Source organism: Flavobacterium sp. W21_SRS_FM3 (assembly GCF_052113625.1).
GTDB lineage: Bacteria > Bacteroidota > Bacteroidia > Flavobacteriales > Flavobacteriaceae > Flavobacterium.
In genome coordinates, this window is record NZ_JBGQOD010000002.1 from 157,140 (window position 1) to 173,168 (window position 16,029).

At 32.9% G+C, this 16,029-nt stretch carries 14 protein-coding genes; 10 read left to right on the forward strand and 4 right to left on the reverse strand.

Features of this window, described 5'->3' with window-relative positions; translation table 11 throughout:
- The first annotated feature begins 31 nt into the window (after positions 1-31).
- From ACEN2K_RS04205 to ACEN2K_RS04250, 10 genes are all read left to right on the forward strand, one after another.
- Positions 32-1,972 carry a DEAD/DEAH box helicase gene (locus ACEN2K_RS04205; RefSeq protein WP_441758069.1) on the forward strand — a complete coding sequence of 647 codons (1,941 nt, stop codon included), beginning with the start codon at positions 32-34 and terminating at the stop codon, positions 1,970-1,972.
- Positions 1,965-3,158 (forward strand): GIY-YIG nuclease family protein, encoded by a 1,194-nt coding sequence (locus ACEN2K_RS04210; RefSeq protein WP_441758070.1) that lies wholly within the window; start codon positions 1,965-1,967, stop codon positions 3,156-3,158. Before ACEN2K_RS04205 ends, ACEN2K_RS04210 begins: the two co-directional genes overlap by 8 nt.
- Before the next feature lie 44 nt (positions 3,159-3,202).
- Complete coding sequence (locus ACEN2K_RS04215) at positions 3,203-3,658, forward strand: hypothetical protein (protein WP_441758071.1); 456 nt, start codon at positions 3,203-3,205, stop codon at positions 3,656-3,658.
- A 6-nt stretch (positions 3,659-3,664) separates the two neighbouring features.
- Positions 3,665-3,847 (forward strand): hypothetical protein, encoded by a 183-nt coding sequence (locus tag ACEN2K_RS04220; protein ID WP_441758072.1) that lies wholly within the window; start codon positions 3,665-3,667, stop codon positions 3,845-3,847.
- Positions 3,837-6,266 (forward strand): hypothetical protein, encoded by a 2,430-nt coding sequence (locus tag ACEN2K_RS04225; protein WP_441758073.1) that lies wholly within the window; start codon positions 3,837-3,839, stop codon positions 6,264-6,266. Before ACEN2K_RS04220 ends, ACEN2K_RS04225 begins: the two co-directional genes overlap by 11 nt.
- Positions 6,267-6,302: 36 nt before the next feature.
- Positions 6,303-8,225: an AAA family ATPase gene (locus tag ACEN2K_RS04230; protein ID WP_441758074.1), complete on the forward strand. Its 1,923-nt coding sequence runs from the start codon at positions 6,303-6,305 to the stop codon at positions 8,223-8,225.
- Positions 8,218-9,171, forward strand: coding sequence for a hypothetical protein (locus tag ACEN2K_RS04235; RefSeq protein ID WP_441758075.1), 954 nt, complete (start codon positions 8,218-8,220; stop codon positions 9,169-9,171). The genes ACEN2K_RS04230 and ACEN2K_RS04235 overlap by 8 nt, the downstream gene beginning before the upstream one ends.
- Before the next feature lie 17 nt (positions 9,172-9,188).
- Complete coding sequence (locus ACEN2K_RS04240) at positions 9,189-9,944, forward strand: hypothetical protein (protein WP_441758076.1); 756 nt, start codon at positions 9,189-9,191, stop codon at positions 9,942-9,944.
- Positions 9,945-9,946: 2 nt separating this feature from the next.
- Positions 9,947-11,611, forward strand: coding sequence for a DUF6035 family protein (locus tag ACEN2K_RS04245; protein WP_441758077.1), 1,665 nt, complete (start codon positions 9,947-9,949; stop codon positions 11,609-11,611).
- 1,082 nt (positions 11,612-12,693) lie between these two features.
- Positions 12,694-13,113 (forward strand): DUF6943 family protein, encoded by a 420-nt coding sequence (locus tag ACEN2K_RS04250; RefSeq protein ID WP_441758078.1) that lies wholly within the window; start codon positions 12,694-12,696, stop codon positions 13,111-13,113.
- Positions 13,114-13,185: 72 nt separating this feature from the next.
- Here ACEN2K_RS04250 and ACEN2K_RS04255 read toward each other — a convergent pair whose 3' ends face one another.
- Genes ACEN2K_RS04255 through ACEN2K_RS04270 form a run of 4 tightly spaced genes read right to left on the reverse strand, consistent with a single transcriptional unit; the run spans position 13,186 to position 14,791 of the window.
- Positions 13,186-13,362, reverse strand: coding sequence for a hypothetical protein (locus ACEN2K_RS04255; RefSeq protein WP_417974666.1), 177 nt, complete (start codon positions 13,360-13,362; stop codon positions 13,186-13,188).
- The gene (locus ACEN2K_RS04260) at positions 13,349-13,627 is read right to left on the reverse strand and encodes a hypothetical protein (RefSeq protein ID WP_369765318.1); all 279 of its coding nucleotides are present in this window, start codon (positions 13,625-13,627) and stop codon (positions 13,349-13,351) included. Before ACEN2K_RS04260 ends, ACEN2K_RS04255 begins: the two co-directional genes overlap by 14 nt.
- The gene (locus ACEN2K_RS04265; protein ID WP_441758079.1) at positions 13,624-14,034 is read right to left on the reverse strand and encodes a DUF5675 family protein; all 411 of its coding nucleotides are present in this window, start codon (positions 14,032-14,034) and stop codon (positions 13,624-13,626) included. The genes ACEN2K_RS04260 and ACEN2K_RS04265 overlap by 4 nt, the downstream gene beginning before the upstream one ends.
- 1 nt (position 14,035) lies before the next feature.
- On the reverse strand, positions 14,036-14,791 hold the full coding sequence (locus tag ACEN2K_RS04270) for a hypothetical protein (protein ID WP_441758080.1): 756 nt from the start codon (positions 14,789-14,791) through the stop codon (positions 14,036-14,038).
- Positions 14,792-16,029: the final 1,238 nt, after the last annotated feature.

A 16,029-nucleotide genomic window follows, 5' to 3' on the forward strand; every position in this document is an offset into this window, starting at 1 on the left:
ACGAACTTAGACAAACTTCAAGAAACAAGCCATGCCAGATATCGTAAATGTAAATTACCACAAAACAGGAAATAGCACTAAAATTAATACGATGGGAATGCGAGAAATGCAAACTCGTGCCTTTGAATCTCGCGATGCACAGTATTTATTATTAAAAGCACCTCCAGCTTCGGGAAAATCCCGTGCTTTGATGTTTTTGGCTTTGGATAAAGTAATCAATCAAGGCATCAAAAAAGTAATTGTAGCCGTTCCTGAACGTTCTATTGGGAGTTCATTTTCTAAAACTGATTTGAAAAAAGATGGCTTTTTTGCCAACTGGGAACCAAACGACAATTACAATCTTTGTACGCCTGGTGATGATGGTAGCAAGAGTAAAGTAAAAGCATTCCATAAATTTATGGATAGTGAGGAGCAACTGTTAATCTGTACGCACGCCACTTTACGCTTTGCTTGTGAGGAATTGGACGACGCAAAATTCAACAACACACTTTTGGCCATAGATGAATTTCATCACGTTTCTGCCGATGCTAATAACAGATTGGGGGAATTATTAAAATCGATAATGAGCAAATCTTCGGCTCATATTGTAGCGATGACCGGTTCTTATTTTAGAGGAGACAGCGTACCTATTTTAACGCCCGAAAACGAAGCCAAGTTTACCAAAGTAACCTACAATTATTACGAACAATTAAACGGCTATAACTTCCTGAAATCATTGGGAATTGGTTATCATTTCTATACTGGAAAATACACTTCGGCGATATTGGATGTTCTCGATACCGATAAAAAAACAATTCTCCATATTCCAAATGTAAATTCAGGCGAATCCACAAAAGACAAGCACAATGAGGTAAATTTCATTTTAGATGCTATTGGGGATGTAATCAAACAAGATTCTGATACCGGTGTAATTCATATCAAACGCCATAGCGATGGTAAACTATTGAAAGTAGCCGATTTAGTGGAAGACAGTTCCAGAGAACGAGACAAGATTGTAAACTACCTGCGAAATAGCAAAGAGGTTGACGATATGGATTTAATCATTGCGCTAGGAATGGCAAAAGAAGGTTTTGACTGGCCCTTTTGCGAGCACGCTTTAACGGTGGGATATCGAGGTTCATTAACAGAGATAATCCAAATAATTGGTCGCTGCACCAGAGATAGTAATAATAAAACACATGCCCAATTCACCAATCTTATTGCCAGTCCGGAAGCCATTCAAGATGATGTAAAAGTGGCCACCAATAATATGCTGAAAGCCATTACAGCTTCCTTATTGATGGAACAAGTATTGGCTCCCAACTTCAAATTCAAAACAAGATTAGATAATGATGACGAAGAGGCTAAGCCAGGTGAAATAAAAATAAGAGGATTCAAAGCGCCAAGTTCAAAGAGGGTAAAAGATATTGTAGAATCGGATTTGAATGATTTGAAAGCATCCATTTTACAAGACGATTCCATGCTGAAAGCGATGCCGGGAAACATAGATCCCGAAGTAATTAACAAAGTTTTGATTCCAAAAATTATCAGAATTAAATACCCGGAATTAACAGACGAAGAAATTGAGGAAATCCGTCAATATGTGGTAGTGGATTCAGTCATCAAATCGGGTGAAATAAAAGAAGTAGGAGACCAAAGATTTATCAGAATGGCAGATAAATTTGTAAACATAGAGGATTTACATATCGACCTGATTGACACGATTAATCCATTCCAAAAAGCTTTTGAAATCCTTTCGAAATCCGTAACGACAAAAGTGTTGAAAATTATTCAGGACACCATTGAAGCCACAAGAATAAAAATGGACTTTGAAGAAGCTAAAATTTTATGGCCCAAAATTATAGAGTTCAAGAAAATGTATGACAAAGAACCAAGTTTAAATGCAAACGACCCATTAGAACGAAGAATGGCAGAATGTATTATTTACTTGAAAGAAGAAAAAAGAAAACGAATGGCCAATACAAATGGATAAATTTCAAACCTTAGAGGACATTTTTGCAAACGATCAATTTGACATTCTAAATGTCAAACCTAAAGTTTCAACAATACGAAATGCGGATGAACGATTATTAGCTTCTTTTGATGAGGTTAATGACTTTGTTGAAAAATACAATAAAGAACCACAGCCCAATCCTGGAAACATATCTGAATTTCAACTCTATTCCCGATTAAAAAGCATTCGATCCGATATAGAAAAAATGGAATCTTTAGAAGAGCAGGATATACATGGTTTATTAAAATTGGAACAAAAAAAAATTAATTCAATCGATGATATTTTTAATGATGATAGTTTTGATTTGTTGGAGGATGATACTGATCTGTTTGATTTCAAACACACACCAAAAACAGAGGAAAGAATGGCGACAGATTTTGTTGCGAAACGAAAATCATTGAAAGACTTTGATAAATATGAATCTTTATTTAAAGAAATTCAATCTGATCTGACCACCGGAAAGAGAAAATTAGTGGATTTCAAAATGGACAATCTGCGTGTAGGGGCATATTATGTTCATAATGGAGTTCTGTTTTTATTAGAGGAAATTAATATTACCAAAAAAGAACATTACCGGGATGACGGTACCAGAGTTCGAGAAGATGGGCGTACTAAATGTGTATTTGAAAACGGTACAGTTTCTAATATGCTCAAACGTTCAGTTGAAAAGATACTCTATGCCAATGGTAAAGTAGTTTCAGAGAACATAGAAAAGGTAAACGAAAACTTCATTGAAAAATTTAGTGCTATTACTAATGAAGATGAAGCTGCCGGATACATTTATGTTCTACGTTCCAAAAGCAAAGACGAACGAATAACCGAAATTGATAATTTATACAAAATTGGCTATTCTAAAGTTGAGGTAGAAGAAAGAATCAAAAATGCAGAGAAAGACCCAACCTATTTAATGGCTCCCGTTAGAATCATTATCTCTTGGAAATGTTACAATATGAATCCGCAGAAACTGGAACAATTACTTCATAATTTCTTTGGTAAATCCTGTTTGAACATTGATATTTTTGATGAGAAAAAAAGGCGACACACCCCTAGAGAATGGTTCATAGCACCTATTGAAGTTATAGAACAAGCTATTGAATTGATAATAAGTGGGGAGGTTATTAATTTCAGTTATGATGCTAAAAATATGGGGATTACCCAAAAATAAAATTTACAATACGATTTAAATTATATAACAAATGCGTTTTAGGAATGAGTAATGAAGTAACAATATATTTTGATAGTCCAAAATCATTCGAACCAAACAATATAAAGCCATTAAATGGAATTGCAGGATTGTATTTTATTTTCAGTCAATCTATTGATATCCAATACCCTTTTGATAAATCAAAATTGCTATATATCGGAATGAGTGAAAGAAAAACGAATAGCATTGCAAGTAGATTATCTGGACATTTTGACGGGAAATCAAAAAATATAGGATTAACGAATTATAGAAAAGTGGAACCACTTTTATTTACATACATCAATTTCGAAATGCTTCAAAATATTTGGCATTTTCGTATTGAGGATTTGGAAAGCTATTTTTTATTAAATTTTGTAGAACATTTTGGTGTGTATCCAATTTGTAACAACAAAACAGGTTTTGAAATTCTAAATAATACATTATCAACAAGTTTTAAAATTGATTGGGACTATTTTAAATAAAACACTATGGAAAGCAAAGTAAAATCTGGGAAAGAAATATTGGACGACTTTTTTGAAAATATAGAGGATATTGAAAATGTAGATAAAGACATCGCAAAGATGTTAGCTGACTTGTACACACAAGGCAAACTTACTGATGTTAATGTAAAAAATGAACTTCCTAAACTCCGTGTAAAAGATGTCAATTAAAATAAATAATCTTAAAATTAAAGGTATTAGAGGAGCAAAAGACACTTTAGAGTTGCCTTTAAACGGAAAATCAATTTTACTCTATGGCGATAATGGTACTGGAAAAAGTAGTATTTCAGATGCTATAGAATGGTTTTATACTAATAAAATCAAACATCTGTCAACACCTGAAATTGATACAAGTGATGCTATTAGAAATGCAAAACTTTTGGATGTTGAAAATTCTGAAGTTAGTATATCATATACAAATTCAAGTTTAGATGCTACAAAAACACTGTCATTAAAAAATAATAAATTAGTTCAAAAAGGCTCAAATACCAGTGAAGATTTCAAAAAATATATTGATGATTCAGAAAAGGAAAATCTAATTTCTCGTTACCAATACATCAGAAATTTTGTTGATAGCACAAAAGGCGAAAAGTTAAAGCATCTATCTGATATTATTGGATTTGAAGAAGTTACTAAAATAAAAGGTGTTTTATTAAAATCTCTAAATAATGCAAAGAGCACTTTAAAAACTCAAAATTTTGAAACACTTATCAATAATGAAAAACAGAAACTTATACTAAACATTGGTGCATCAATTACTCAAGAAAAAAACTTATTTGAAACAATCAATGATAAAATAAAAAAACTAAATACAGGTATTGAAGTAAAATTATTTGAGGATATCCAAAATTTACTTATTCTTTTAGGTAAAGGAGTTGATATAAATCAACAATTTGAATTAAAGTTTCTTGAAGATTCAAAAAGTGCTTTAATACTTTTGAAAAATGAAATAAAATTACTTGACGATGAATATTCAAAATACTTTAATGAATTTGAAACTATTTCAAATGATGTTGAAGCAATAAAACAAACTTTTTTTGGAGATTTACTTAAAGTTGGAACGAAAATTTTATCAAGTAATTATCTTAAGGATGATAATTGTCCATTATGTTTACAGACAAAAAATTCAGACGATTTACTTTCAGAAATTAAAATCAGATTAGCTCATATTGAAGAATCTTCACAAAAAATGGGAAAGTTCAAAATTGCATTAAGTAATGTAAAGGGTATAGCAATTGAAAGAGTTAAAAGGTTAGATGTTTTATTGAATAATAACCAAGTAGATAAAGAAGATAACAAAATCATTAACGAAGGGTTAAATGCAATAAAAATAAAAATTCAAAACTATCAAAATACAGCTGATATCAAAGTAACTTCTGGAGATAAATTACCAGTTTTGGATATAATCAAATTAGTTGAAAATGATTTTGAATTTCTTAAAATTATAAATGATAGAATAATCAAAATCCAGGAATCTCAAAAAGGAGAAACCGCAACGGTTCTATATTCTAAAATTACGGCTTCTAGGGATGCTTTTTTAAACATCAAAAAATTTGAACTACAAAAAGTAGTTTTAGAAAATCAACAAATATCATTTGATTTGATTTATAATGAGTTTGAAAAACAGCAAAAGGATGGATTAGATAATTTTATAAATTCTTTTTCAGTAAAAATTAATGAGTATTATCAGTTTATGAATCCTGATGAACCTTTTCAAGATATTGAAATTATAACAAAAGGAGAACAGGACGAATTAAATGGACTTACAATTAAATATAAGTACAATGATAAATGGGAAATCAATCCATTAAAACATTTCAGCGAATCACATTTGAATTGTTTGGGATTATCATTTTTTTTAGCTTCTGTTTATGCTTTTAATACTGAAAATGATTTTATTATTTTAGACGATGTAATTTCAAGTTTTGATTCAAATCATAGACGAAGATTCGCGGATTTATTATTTGATAAATTCTCAAAGCATCAAATTATATTACTAACCCACGAAAAGGAATGGTTTACAAATGTTATTAGTCCTAAAGCAAAGAAAAAAGGATGGATAGTTAATGAAATTAAGTGGACCGAAGCCAAAGGCACACATCTTAAAGAAAAACCAAGTGATTTAAAAGAATCAATTTTATATCAATTATCTGAAGGCAATATTGATAACATTGGAAATCCAATGCGAAAATATCTGGAACATTTTTTAAAAGATATTGCTTTAAATTTTGAAGCCAAATTGAGTTTCAGGTATAACGATTCCAATGAACACAGAATGCCTTATGAGTTACTTATGGCGATTAGGTCAGAAATTAAAAAATCTAGTGCTGAATTAAAATTACAATATCCATTATTAGATAGAATAGAGAGTTCTGCTTTATTTGGTAATGCACTTTCTCACGCTAATCCTATTAATGTCAGTATAGGGGATATTAATTCTTTTTGGGCAGACATTCTAGAATTAGAAAAATTATTTATTTGCCAGGAATTGTCTTGTAAACGACCAAAAGTAAGCTTACAAAACTATGATAATGTGACTAATAAAATCCGTTGTGGTTGCGATGCAACAAAATATGATTGGAAAAAATAAACTTGTTTTCTATCTGGTATTAAAAAAGTATAATGTATGAAATTAGTAGCAATGTGGGTTGAAGATTTTATGAAAATCAAAAACTCAGGATTTAACTTCGGTAGTAAATTAATTTTCAGTTTCAATTTTGATGAGAAAAAAAGAAATTTAATAATCAGTGCTGAGACAACTGCCGATTACTTCGATTTGTTTTCCGGTTCAGGAATCGTAAATGTTACCGGTATAATAGGAACAAACGGTTCAGGCAAAACAACTTTGCTGAAAATTTTAAATACACTTTACGCTCAAAAACCACTGGAGAATCGTATAATAGCAATATTTGAGAATGAGGAAACTTCCATTTACGAAATATATGATTATAAAACAGTCGACAATTTTTTTGGAAATAAAAATGGAATACACATTTCATTACAAGAAAAAGGCTTGTTTTCAGGTGAGATGCAAAAAAGTGGACAAATAGAAATTAAAACAAATAAAGCCCCATTTGAAAATATTGATTTGATTTTTTATTCTAATCTATATTCAGACCAAAACGATAATTACCTGCTGACCGATAATCATCTAAATAGATCTGTAGATTACCAGACAATAAAATCTTTAACCCCTCACAAATTAAGGGAATATCTAAGGGTTTTTAATCTAAAAAAAGAAAGAAGAACATTTTTCATTGAAGAAAGTTATAATCCACTTTCGATATACCACTATGATAAATTAAGAAGATTAGTAACCTTTTTAGCGGATGTGGATCCGGAACTGGCTATGTTTTTTCACGACGATATTCCTTTTCCGGACGCTATAACCATTTGGCCGAATGAATCCATTCCTGAAAACACTTTTAAAGTTTTCGGAAAATATGAGGTCGATTTTAGGAAAATTGAACCTCTGTATGAGTTCTGTGTTACAAACAACTACGTGGCAGAAAACCCGAAACAACAACTTAAAAATGCGATTATTTACAGCCTTTTTTTCTTCGCTTTTTATAACGATTTTTTTAAAAAGAGTGAAAGGAATGGTACACTAGAAGATATTAAAAAATTTCTTGATGAATTGCCCTTGGATAACTTTGTTTATGAGAACATTAATAAATTTATGCAGTCACAAGAAAGTAGTCGAAAAAATAGCGAAATCAATACAGTTAAAAACAACTTATCCAGACTTGATTCATTGTTAGAAAATATAGTTGTAACTGAATCTACAGGTGCTTTTGGCAAAGGCGGGTATGACTTGGCAATAAACAAAAGCCTATGGCGATTCTTAAGTAGCTTACTTTCTATAACCGATCATAATGATGAAGCAGTCATAATGTATACCCTAAATCCATTTAGTGCCGGAGAAGGAGCTATTTTAGGACAGTTTTCAGAATTTTTTCAAGCTATAAAGCACATTAATAAAAAAAATGTCCTTGTTACCATAGACGAAGGCGAATTGTATATGCACCCAGAGTGGCAAAGAAAATATATAAATGCATTATTTAACTTTTTCAGTTATTTCGCCACAGAAAAAAATGTAAATTTCCAGATTATAGTTACATCACATTCTCCGTTCTTAGTTTCGGATATTCCCAAATATAATCTGATTTATTTGGATAAAAACAAAAATGGCACCACACGTGTATTAGCTTCAGCTGATCAAAAACCGACCATGGGAGGCAATATCTTTGAGCTCTTTCAGAATGGTTTTTATATGAAGGAATTCATCGGAGAATTTGCTTTTAACATGATTAATGAAGCAATAAATTTTTTGAATGATAAAGAGTCAATTTTTCATAACCTTATTGATGTTGAATCTTTTACAAAATTGATAGGTGAAGACATTATCAGGGGCGAATTACAGCGTGTAATCGATATGAAAAAAATAAAGGATTTTGACAAGTATTTTGAAATTGTTACAGATGATCATATTAAAGTAACAGATTTAAAGGAAAATAAAAAAGACGACAAAAAGAAAAAAAATGATTAGTCTGCACTATTCCAATTATAAGTCTTATTTAGATATTCACGTAGAGTCCATATTAGAATATTGCAATTTACCTGCCTCCAGAGTATATAAAACTGCAAAGCTTGATGATTTGGTAAAACTTTATTTTGGTACTATCATAACTGATTTTGAATCACTTTTACGGGCAACGCCAGACACTCTTAAAAAGATTAAAGATGTATTTGATGCTCTACCTTCAGCTACACAAACTAATGTAAAAAATACTTTTAAGGTTAAAGGTCTTTACGATTATTTTAATAAAGATGTTTTTAAAAATAAACGACTAGGAATATCCTATGGCTCGAGGTATTTGTCTGACAAACTCGATGTCTTCACTTGTCCTTATTGCAATGAAAATTTCATTTATTACTTTAATTATAAGGGAGGAACCTCCACTATACGAAGAACGTTCGATTGGGATCATATTTACTCACAAAATGATTACCCATTTCTAGCAATTTCTTTTTTTAATCTAACGCCGTGCTGTAAAGTCTGCAACCAAATCAAGCTGGATAAGAATTTAAACTATTTTAATCCTCATATTGATGTTGATGTCAACAGTGTGTACTTTTTTCATCTTAATCCTATCGGAGCTGGGTTTATAACTGACGGCAGTAAAATACAATTAAATATTGTGTACAAAAAAAGAAACTTCAAAGATGAAATAAAAATTACTGCTGATGCCATTGGTCTGCTAAGCAGGATGCGATGTCACAAAGAAATCGTCAAAGATCTGTTAAATAGACAGAGAATGTATCCTAACCCATATTTACAATCTGTTGCTGGTCAAATGTCTGGATTAAACTCTGGTGTAACACCTGCACAATTACGAAGAACTTTATATGGGACACATTTTAATCATCAAGATTATTTTAAACGACCTTTCTCAAAACTTACTGATGATATTTTAAAACATTCTCAAATTTAATTATATTAAATACTACTATGGTTTGTCAACTGTGCCTAGAAGATAAGGTCCTACTAAAGAATTCACATATTATTCCTAGTTTCCTTTATAAGGGACTATTTGACGTAAAACATAAAATTGTAAATGTGAATCTTAATGATTTTAGTGACGCCACTTACCACCAAACTGGGTTTAAGGATAAAAACATATTATGTGCGGACTGTGATAATGTCGTTATAGGAAAACATGAACGATATGCTAGCAACACCATTTTTGGAAACAATGAAAGCATCGAAATAGAAACTTACTCCGGTGATGAAATTGTTTTACCCTATGTAAGATTTAAAAACCTAAATTATACCTCAATCAAATTATTTTTCCTTTCAATCCTATGGAAGTCTAACATTTCAAAGAATTCCTTCTTTAAAGAAATTGACCTTGGAAATACCTATTCGGAAAAATTGCGTCAAATGATAATTAACAATGACGCTGGAGCGGAAGATGAATTTGAAGTTATACTTGTACGCCCTGAAACAAATGGAACCCGACCAACAAAATCAATGGTTGCTCCCAGACGTATTAAGGTTGATGGCAATACTGCGTATGTTTTCCATATCAATGAAATCACCTATCACTATAATATTTCTCGCTATAATAAGATGTCGATGTTTGAAACAGGCATTATCAAAAAAGATGGTATTTTAGATATAGCCATAGCAAAAGATGATTTTGGAAAAGGTTATTTTGACAGTTTTATGGGAAAGAAGATTACATTTAATTCAAAAAGTTTTTAATTATGGCTGCTTACGGTCGTTCTATAAAAGTTGCATTTGACAAACTTTCCGGAGAAATTCTAGAAGCTGACGATGTATTTGAAATAACGAAAGACGCATTTTCTGTCAGGAGGCAATTTCATATGGATGAGGTCGAATTGTACTGTTGTGAGTGCGACCAAAAGCTCTATGTTTCTACAAGCAAATATGACAGATTACATTTTAAGCATGGACCAAATGCAAATTATTGCTTTTTAAAAGATGCTAATTTTTCTCCTGAAGAAAAGGGGAAATTTAGCAGAATATATCACGCTAAGGAAAGTCCCAGACATCATGAGTTGAAAAATAAAATCGGAAAAGCGCTTTTGAATGTTCCCGGAGTTGATAAAGAATCAGTCGCGATAGACAATAAGTTTATAATTAAGGGAGGTGAGAAAAGAAGACCAGATGTCTATTGTAACTATGAGGATAAGGAACTCGTGTTTGAAATCCAATTATCTGATCTGTCGTTGCGATATATATTAAGCAGATATAACTTCTATAAAAAACATGGTATTTACTTAATATGGATTCTTGATAATTTTGATATTCATAATCAAGGTCAACTCGAGCGCGATATTAAGTATCTGACAAAATTTGAAAACTTTTTCAAATTAGACGAAACAAAGGATATATTTAGTTTAGAATGTCAGTATAAATTTCCATTTTTGACGGATGATAATAAGCTACTTACCAAATGGTTGACAAAATCTGTAGCACTCAATCAAATAAAATTTGATACAGTGGATTATCAAATTTTTTACTACAATCTCGATCGTGGTCGAACTACTGCAGAGGAAGAACAACTGAAGAAATCCGTAATCATTAAGGAACAAAAAAGAGAAAAAGCTGAACAAGCAAAGTTGCTTCGTGCTTCTTCTACATCTGATAAATTAATATCCACAATTAAGGATTTGAAGAAACGCAAAGTTTGCTACTATCTATCAGTAAATAATCTTATTAATGAATTAGATTCATATGAGTTGGAAGTGTTTAACAATAAACTAGCACTCAAAGAAAGAAAAAAGCCCGCCTTGATTGAATGGATTGTCAATGCCGAAAATGAAGACAATTCTTTTATTGAATTTATAGTGCGGTGTGAGAAAATAAAATTTGACATCAATGATGCTTGTGAAGATGGTCTGACTGTATTTCATGCAATTTATAAAAATGATAATATTCATAAAAATACAATAACGAAAGCTATTTTAGAGCGTGGATATAAGTTTACAGCATCAGATTTAAGTTTAATAGATGAACTTCCGAAAACCGATAGTGAAGGACTTTATAAGGTTGGTTTATTTAATGTAATTAAGCGTGTTAATAACCGTATGTTAATTGAGCAAGTTTACAAACATGATAAATTAGTTTTAATTATTGAATCTGCACGGCTTAAGACTATCACAGGTTTTAAATATAAAGCAGACCAATGGGTTGCTTTTGCAAACAATGCAGTCCAATATCATTCAGAATATTGGGAATACATAGAAAGTGCGTTTAAGTATTATGGCTTGTGGGAAACAATCATTGCCCAGGATAAGAAACTGTCCTTTCAAAATAAAGTTACGGAATTCTATAAAAACATGCCTATTCAGAAATTTGATTTTGAGATGATTTATAGCGAACTTTATCCTGAATTAGCATTTTAAAAATTTGGACAGTGGGCGTTAAAACTCTATAAATCCACCACTGGTGAGAGCATCGTGCCCACAACAAAAGTAAAAAATTACTCAAATAGTATACACCGGTAAGATTGTTCACCCAAGTTTCGTTTCCATAAGAAATACTATGATAGAAACATCACGGGCAATTAAGAGGTCTCTCTACGGTCGTTCCCTTTGTTCCGTTCGGCTGTTCCAGTCGGTCAACCTTACATTTTCATAAGAACATTTTGTATAAATAAGTCATTACTTATTTCAACTCTATAGTTAGTTTTCCCTCCGTTCCACAGGCACTTCACAGCACTAAAAAAACAGCAGCTTAAAAATAAGCAACTGTTTTTTCGCACTGTTTCGTTCCTCATCTTCACACGCTCTCTTACTACGTTCGGTCGGGCTTATGCATCCACAATACCGCTTCATTTCGTTACACTCCGCAGGCTACGCTTCACTGCATTCCAGCCATATTGCGTCTGCAGCCCTCCGTTTTTTCAGCGGTTGCTCCTTCGCACAGCCATCGGGTTTGGCTCCACTCACCTCACTTACGTTATCTTAGAAGCATCCATTTTCAATTATCAATTACCCTATCAATTATCAGTTGGTTCGGTCGCTTTGCCCTAAATCAAGGTACACCGCCAAAAAGGCGGTTGCTTTCTATTTTTTACCCGCCGTTTCACGCTCATAGCCGCTACGTTCCGCTCCGTACCTCCGCTCAACTCTCGCGTCTATGGTGGCTGTTCGACTGCCGCAACCCCGCCACGGCGCTCCTCATCCGCAAAAAAAAGTTCCTTGCCCTGAAAACGGGCACCACTTTTCTTGCTCCTTGCGGTGCTTGGGGGTGTTTGATTGCCGATTATACAACAACACCCCTAAGAAATTTCAACAAGTACGATAGTGCATTTTTCTGAAAAGAAAAAGAAAAAAATCCAGCAATAATAGCATTCATTCCTCACTTCCAGTCGGTCATTCTTCCCTCCATTTTCGTTCGTCATTTCTGCTGTTATAACGGCTTTCTTTTTTTCTCTTTTTTCTTTTCCGAAAAATTAAGGTCGAATCTTTAACACCAAAGCGCTATGCCGAATTTCATCATCAAAACACACCAAAAAAATGCTGTTTACAGAGCAAACCAAATCTTTATTCTGAACAAAGGAATGAACAGTGGCAAGCCTCAAAAAGAACCATTTACCAATAGCTTTGTAATCCTATTTCAAAACGATGAAGATGCCGAAACAGTGTATTGGTTAGCTTATAGTTTATGGAAAGCAAAATTCTGGCACCACTCATTATTTGGATCCGTAATTCCATTTTTAAGAATTGCTGATTTTAAAAAGGATTTTATATTAAAAGTTAACGAAATGCTACAAGAACACGAGCTGCATAAAAAACAAATCCAGGCGTTGAGGTTATTGGAACAAAAAGAGGACCTATTAAAGAAGAATATTGTCCTTATCAGTGAAATGAGAAGAGTGATATTGTTGAGGTATTGTAAATAACAAAAAAAAGCCTGATCTCTACGATCAGGCTCTCATATAAATTCGGGAAAAGGTTACCAAGCGAAACCCGAACTATTTCTTTTTAAATTTTGTCAATCCTTTTAAAAGGAGCGAAATAATGAAACTAATAATAGCTCCAATTACCGCTAAGATAATCGTTTTTAGAATATCCTCAGAAACAATATTTGGCATCACACTTAATAAAGTTCCGGATGCGGTTCCAATTTGCAGCGTGTTATTTGATTCCATCACGTGGTAAATTTTGATTGTCTTTTCTCATTCTATTTATTAGTTCATCATCTGCTTTCGCATCATCATCAACTGTCATTTGACTCACTGCAGAAAGCACTCCTCCAGCAACTGCCAAATATCCCGCAACACTAACAACAACTGTTGGCAAAACTACTGGTGCCGCAATCACACTTCCACTTAGTCCCAACAATGCCAAACCAATACTACGCAATACTCTGAAAAACTTCGGAGTGGGCGATTTTGTTCTTTCTACTACATTCATAATACTAACTTTTTAGATTGGATCTTTATTTTCACTTCTTCATTACGTCCCATAGCAGCATAGATCAATGTCGTAAGCTTTTGTAATGCTATTCGGGAGGCACTGCCCTTCCCTATTCCAGTATGTTTGGTTACGGGAGCGATACAGCCCAACAGTTCTTTTTTGGCGTCATTGGCTGGATGGATTAATATAAAATCTCGACCTGGAACATTTTGTAAATGCAAATGCCATTTGAATTTTGGGCTAAAACGCTTCTCTAAAACGTATTCTCCTTCAGGAATACAAGAAATGCGCCTTTGGTTTTCCAACCAAGGCAACTCGATGGTATAGCAAACTAGAGTGCCGTTCCATTCCAAAACTCCTTGTATTCCCTCGGGAAAATAGGTTCTATTTAATACTACAACCATCTTACAGACCGCTTACCTGTACCAATGCTAGTGGATTGTAAGCCCCATTTTTCAAAGGATACATTCTACCATTTACTTCCTGATAAAACTCCACTCCCAAAGCCAAAAACAACGGACTAACACTGTTTGGAGTCACAGCATTCAACTGATTAATGGCAACAACTGCTGCGGAATCCCACGGTTGGATAGCTGTCTCAGAACTGGAAACAACAAAAGTTTCGGCCTCAAAATTGATTTCGGCTCCCGCAGAAATGATTTTATAATGAGTAGTTCCACCTGGAGCAGCAATCATATTTGCAGGAACAAAAGGATCTATAGCAATTGAAATTTCGCCTGCAACTCTATCAATAGTTCCTACAAAAGGAACAAACAAAGTCGTACCTAATTTACCATTGATATTGAAATCAAAACCAACAAGCAATTCCGCTTCGCCATCAATTACATTACGTAATCCCCTTTCGTTCACTAAATCCGCTTGGATTACTTTGATCATAGATTGAGTCAAACGGCTTACCATTCTACTATCCGCAGAATTGATCAGTAATGTTCTAAATGCTGTTCTCAGCGTTTTTCCAGCTTTACCTGCTCTCCCAAACTCAGCTCCGTTTTCACGAGTTCTTTGGAATGCAGGATCACTTTTGATTCGGCTGGCATCAACACCGCCCTTTTCACGAGCTAAATGCCCGTCCTTGGTTTTGTAAAAGGTAATATCTCCGATAGTACCTTTCAATTTAATTATGCCTTTCTGTCTTGCCATAATTCCTAAAATTTAGATTAATTATTCAATTAAAACTCTTTCAATCATCATCCTGTTGCAACACTTTTCGATTGATTATGAAACAAATTTTAGCCAATTAAATCATATAAAAAAGACTGCCCTATCCCATATGTCACTTTGTGACACAAATGGCATAAAATGACCTAAATACCCATTTACAACCAACATTGACGGGAGCTGATTTCCGCTTCTGAACCAAAGGAATTATTTACTATTTTTATGGAATGCCAGAACTTGAACCATAAAGGTTCTAGATTAGGCAAAGCCCAATCAAAGTCATAGATAGAGTATGAGAGCCAAAAACAAGAGATTATGTATCTACCCTAAGGACATACAACGTATAACCGGAAAGAGTTATCGTCAAAGTATTAGACTACTTCAAAAAATGAGGATTAAGTTAAACAAACTAGAAGATGAGTTTGTGTCTATTGAAGAATTTTGCCAATTTACGAGCCTTAAAATTGAACAGGTTGAACCTTTAATAATTGGATAGATTTTATGTTTTAGATAACTAAATTTTGAACCGATTCCAGTTCAATAATAGTACTCAACTAGTTCAAAGTTCAAACAATGAAAGGACTTTTTTTACTTTGATAAACCTTTAATTATCACTATATTTACATTGATAAGTTTACATGATTTTTTACCTATAAATCGTAGGAGTAAAATCGAGACCCTTGTTTTAAAATAGTTTGCGAGACATCGTAAACACTAGCATAAAAAGAGTAATACAAATCCCTCTTTCTCCGCAAAGGAAACCCGAAACGAAAGCTTCGGGTTTTTTGTTTTTAAAATTATGACAAAAGATTTCTTTTGAGAATAAATTTAAAAACAAAAAACAAACTCAAAATTTATTTTGAGTGCAGGTTTGATTTGTAGGTCTCCCCTTCTGGGATCATGAAATAATCCCTCTTTCTCCGCAAAGGAAACCCGAAACGAACGTTTCGGGTTTTTTGTTTTTAAAATTATGACAAAAGCTTGCTTTTGAGAATAAATTTAAAAACAAAAAACAAACTCAAAATTTATTTTGAGTGCAGGTTTGATTTGTAGGTCTCTCTTACAGTTTGACCACCAGAAATCAACTTCTCGGAGGACAATGTAACCCAATGTATAGGAAGGGCGTTAAATAATAATTAAACACTACCTTATTCAATAGCTATCAATTCTTCTCTCCAATGGCGTTTATTTAAATGATAATCTGCTTTACGACAAATCAA

Coding starts and splice junctions, on each gene's coding strand:
- ACEN2K_RS04205 (WP_441758069.1), top strand. CDS start 32: ATGCCAGATATCGTAAATGTAAATTACCACAAAACAGGAAATAGCACT.
- ACEN2K_RS04210 (WP_441758070.1), top strand. CDS start 1,965: ATGGATAAATTTCAAACCTTAGAGGACATTTTTGCAAACGATCAATTT.
- ACEN2K_RS04215 (WP_441758071.1), top strand. CDS start 3,203: ATGAGTAATGAAGTAACAATATATTTTGATAGTCCAAAATCATTCGAA.
- ACEN2K_RS04220 (WP_441758072.1), top strand. CDS start 3,665: ATGGAAAGCAAAGTAAAATCTGGGAAAGAAATATTGGACGACTTTTTT.
- ACEN2K_RS04225 (WP_441758073.1), top strand. CDS start 3,837: ATGTCAATTAAAATAAATAATCTTAAAATTAAAGGTATTAGAGGAGCA.
- ACEN2K_RS04230 (WP_441758074.1), top strand. CDS start 6,303: ATGAAATTAGTAGCAATGTGGGTTGAAGATTTTATGAAAATCAAAAAC.
- ACEN2K_RS04235 (WP_441758075.1), top strand. CDS start 8,218: ATGATTAGTCTGCACTATTCCAATTATAAGTCTTATTTAGATATTCAC.
- ACEN2K_RS04240 (WP_441758076.1), top strand. CDS start 9,189: ATGGTTTGTCAACTGTGCCTAGAAGATAAGGTCCTACTAAAGAATTCA.
- ACEN2K_RS04245 (WP_441758077.1), top strand. CDS start 9,947: ATGGCTGCTTACGGTCGTTCTATAAAAGTTGCATTTGACAAACTTTCC.
- ACEN2K_RS04250 (WP_441758078.1), top strand. CDS start 12,694: ATGCCGAATTTCATCATCAAAACACACCAAAAAAATGCTGTTTACAGA.
- ACEN2K_RS04255 (WP_417974666.1), bottom strand. CDS start 13,362: ATGGAATCAAATAACACGCTGCAAATTGGAACCGCATCCGGAACTTTA.
- ACEN2K_RS04260 (WP_369765318.1), bottom strand. CDS start 13,627: ATGAATGTAGTAGAAAGAACAAAATCGCCCACTCCGAAGTTTTTCAGA.
- ACEN2K_RS04265 (WP_441758079.1), bottom strand. CDS start 14,034: ATGGTTGTAGTATTAAATAGAACCTATTTTCCCGAGGGAATACAAGGA.
- ACEN2K_RS04270 (WP_441758080.1), bottom strand. CDS start 14,791: ATGGCAAGACAGAAAGGCATAATTAAATTGAAAGGTACTATCGGAGAT.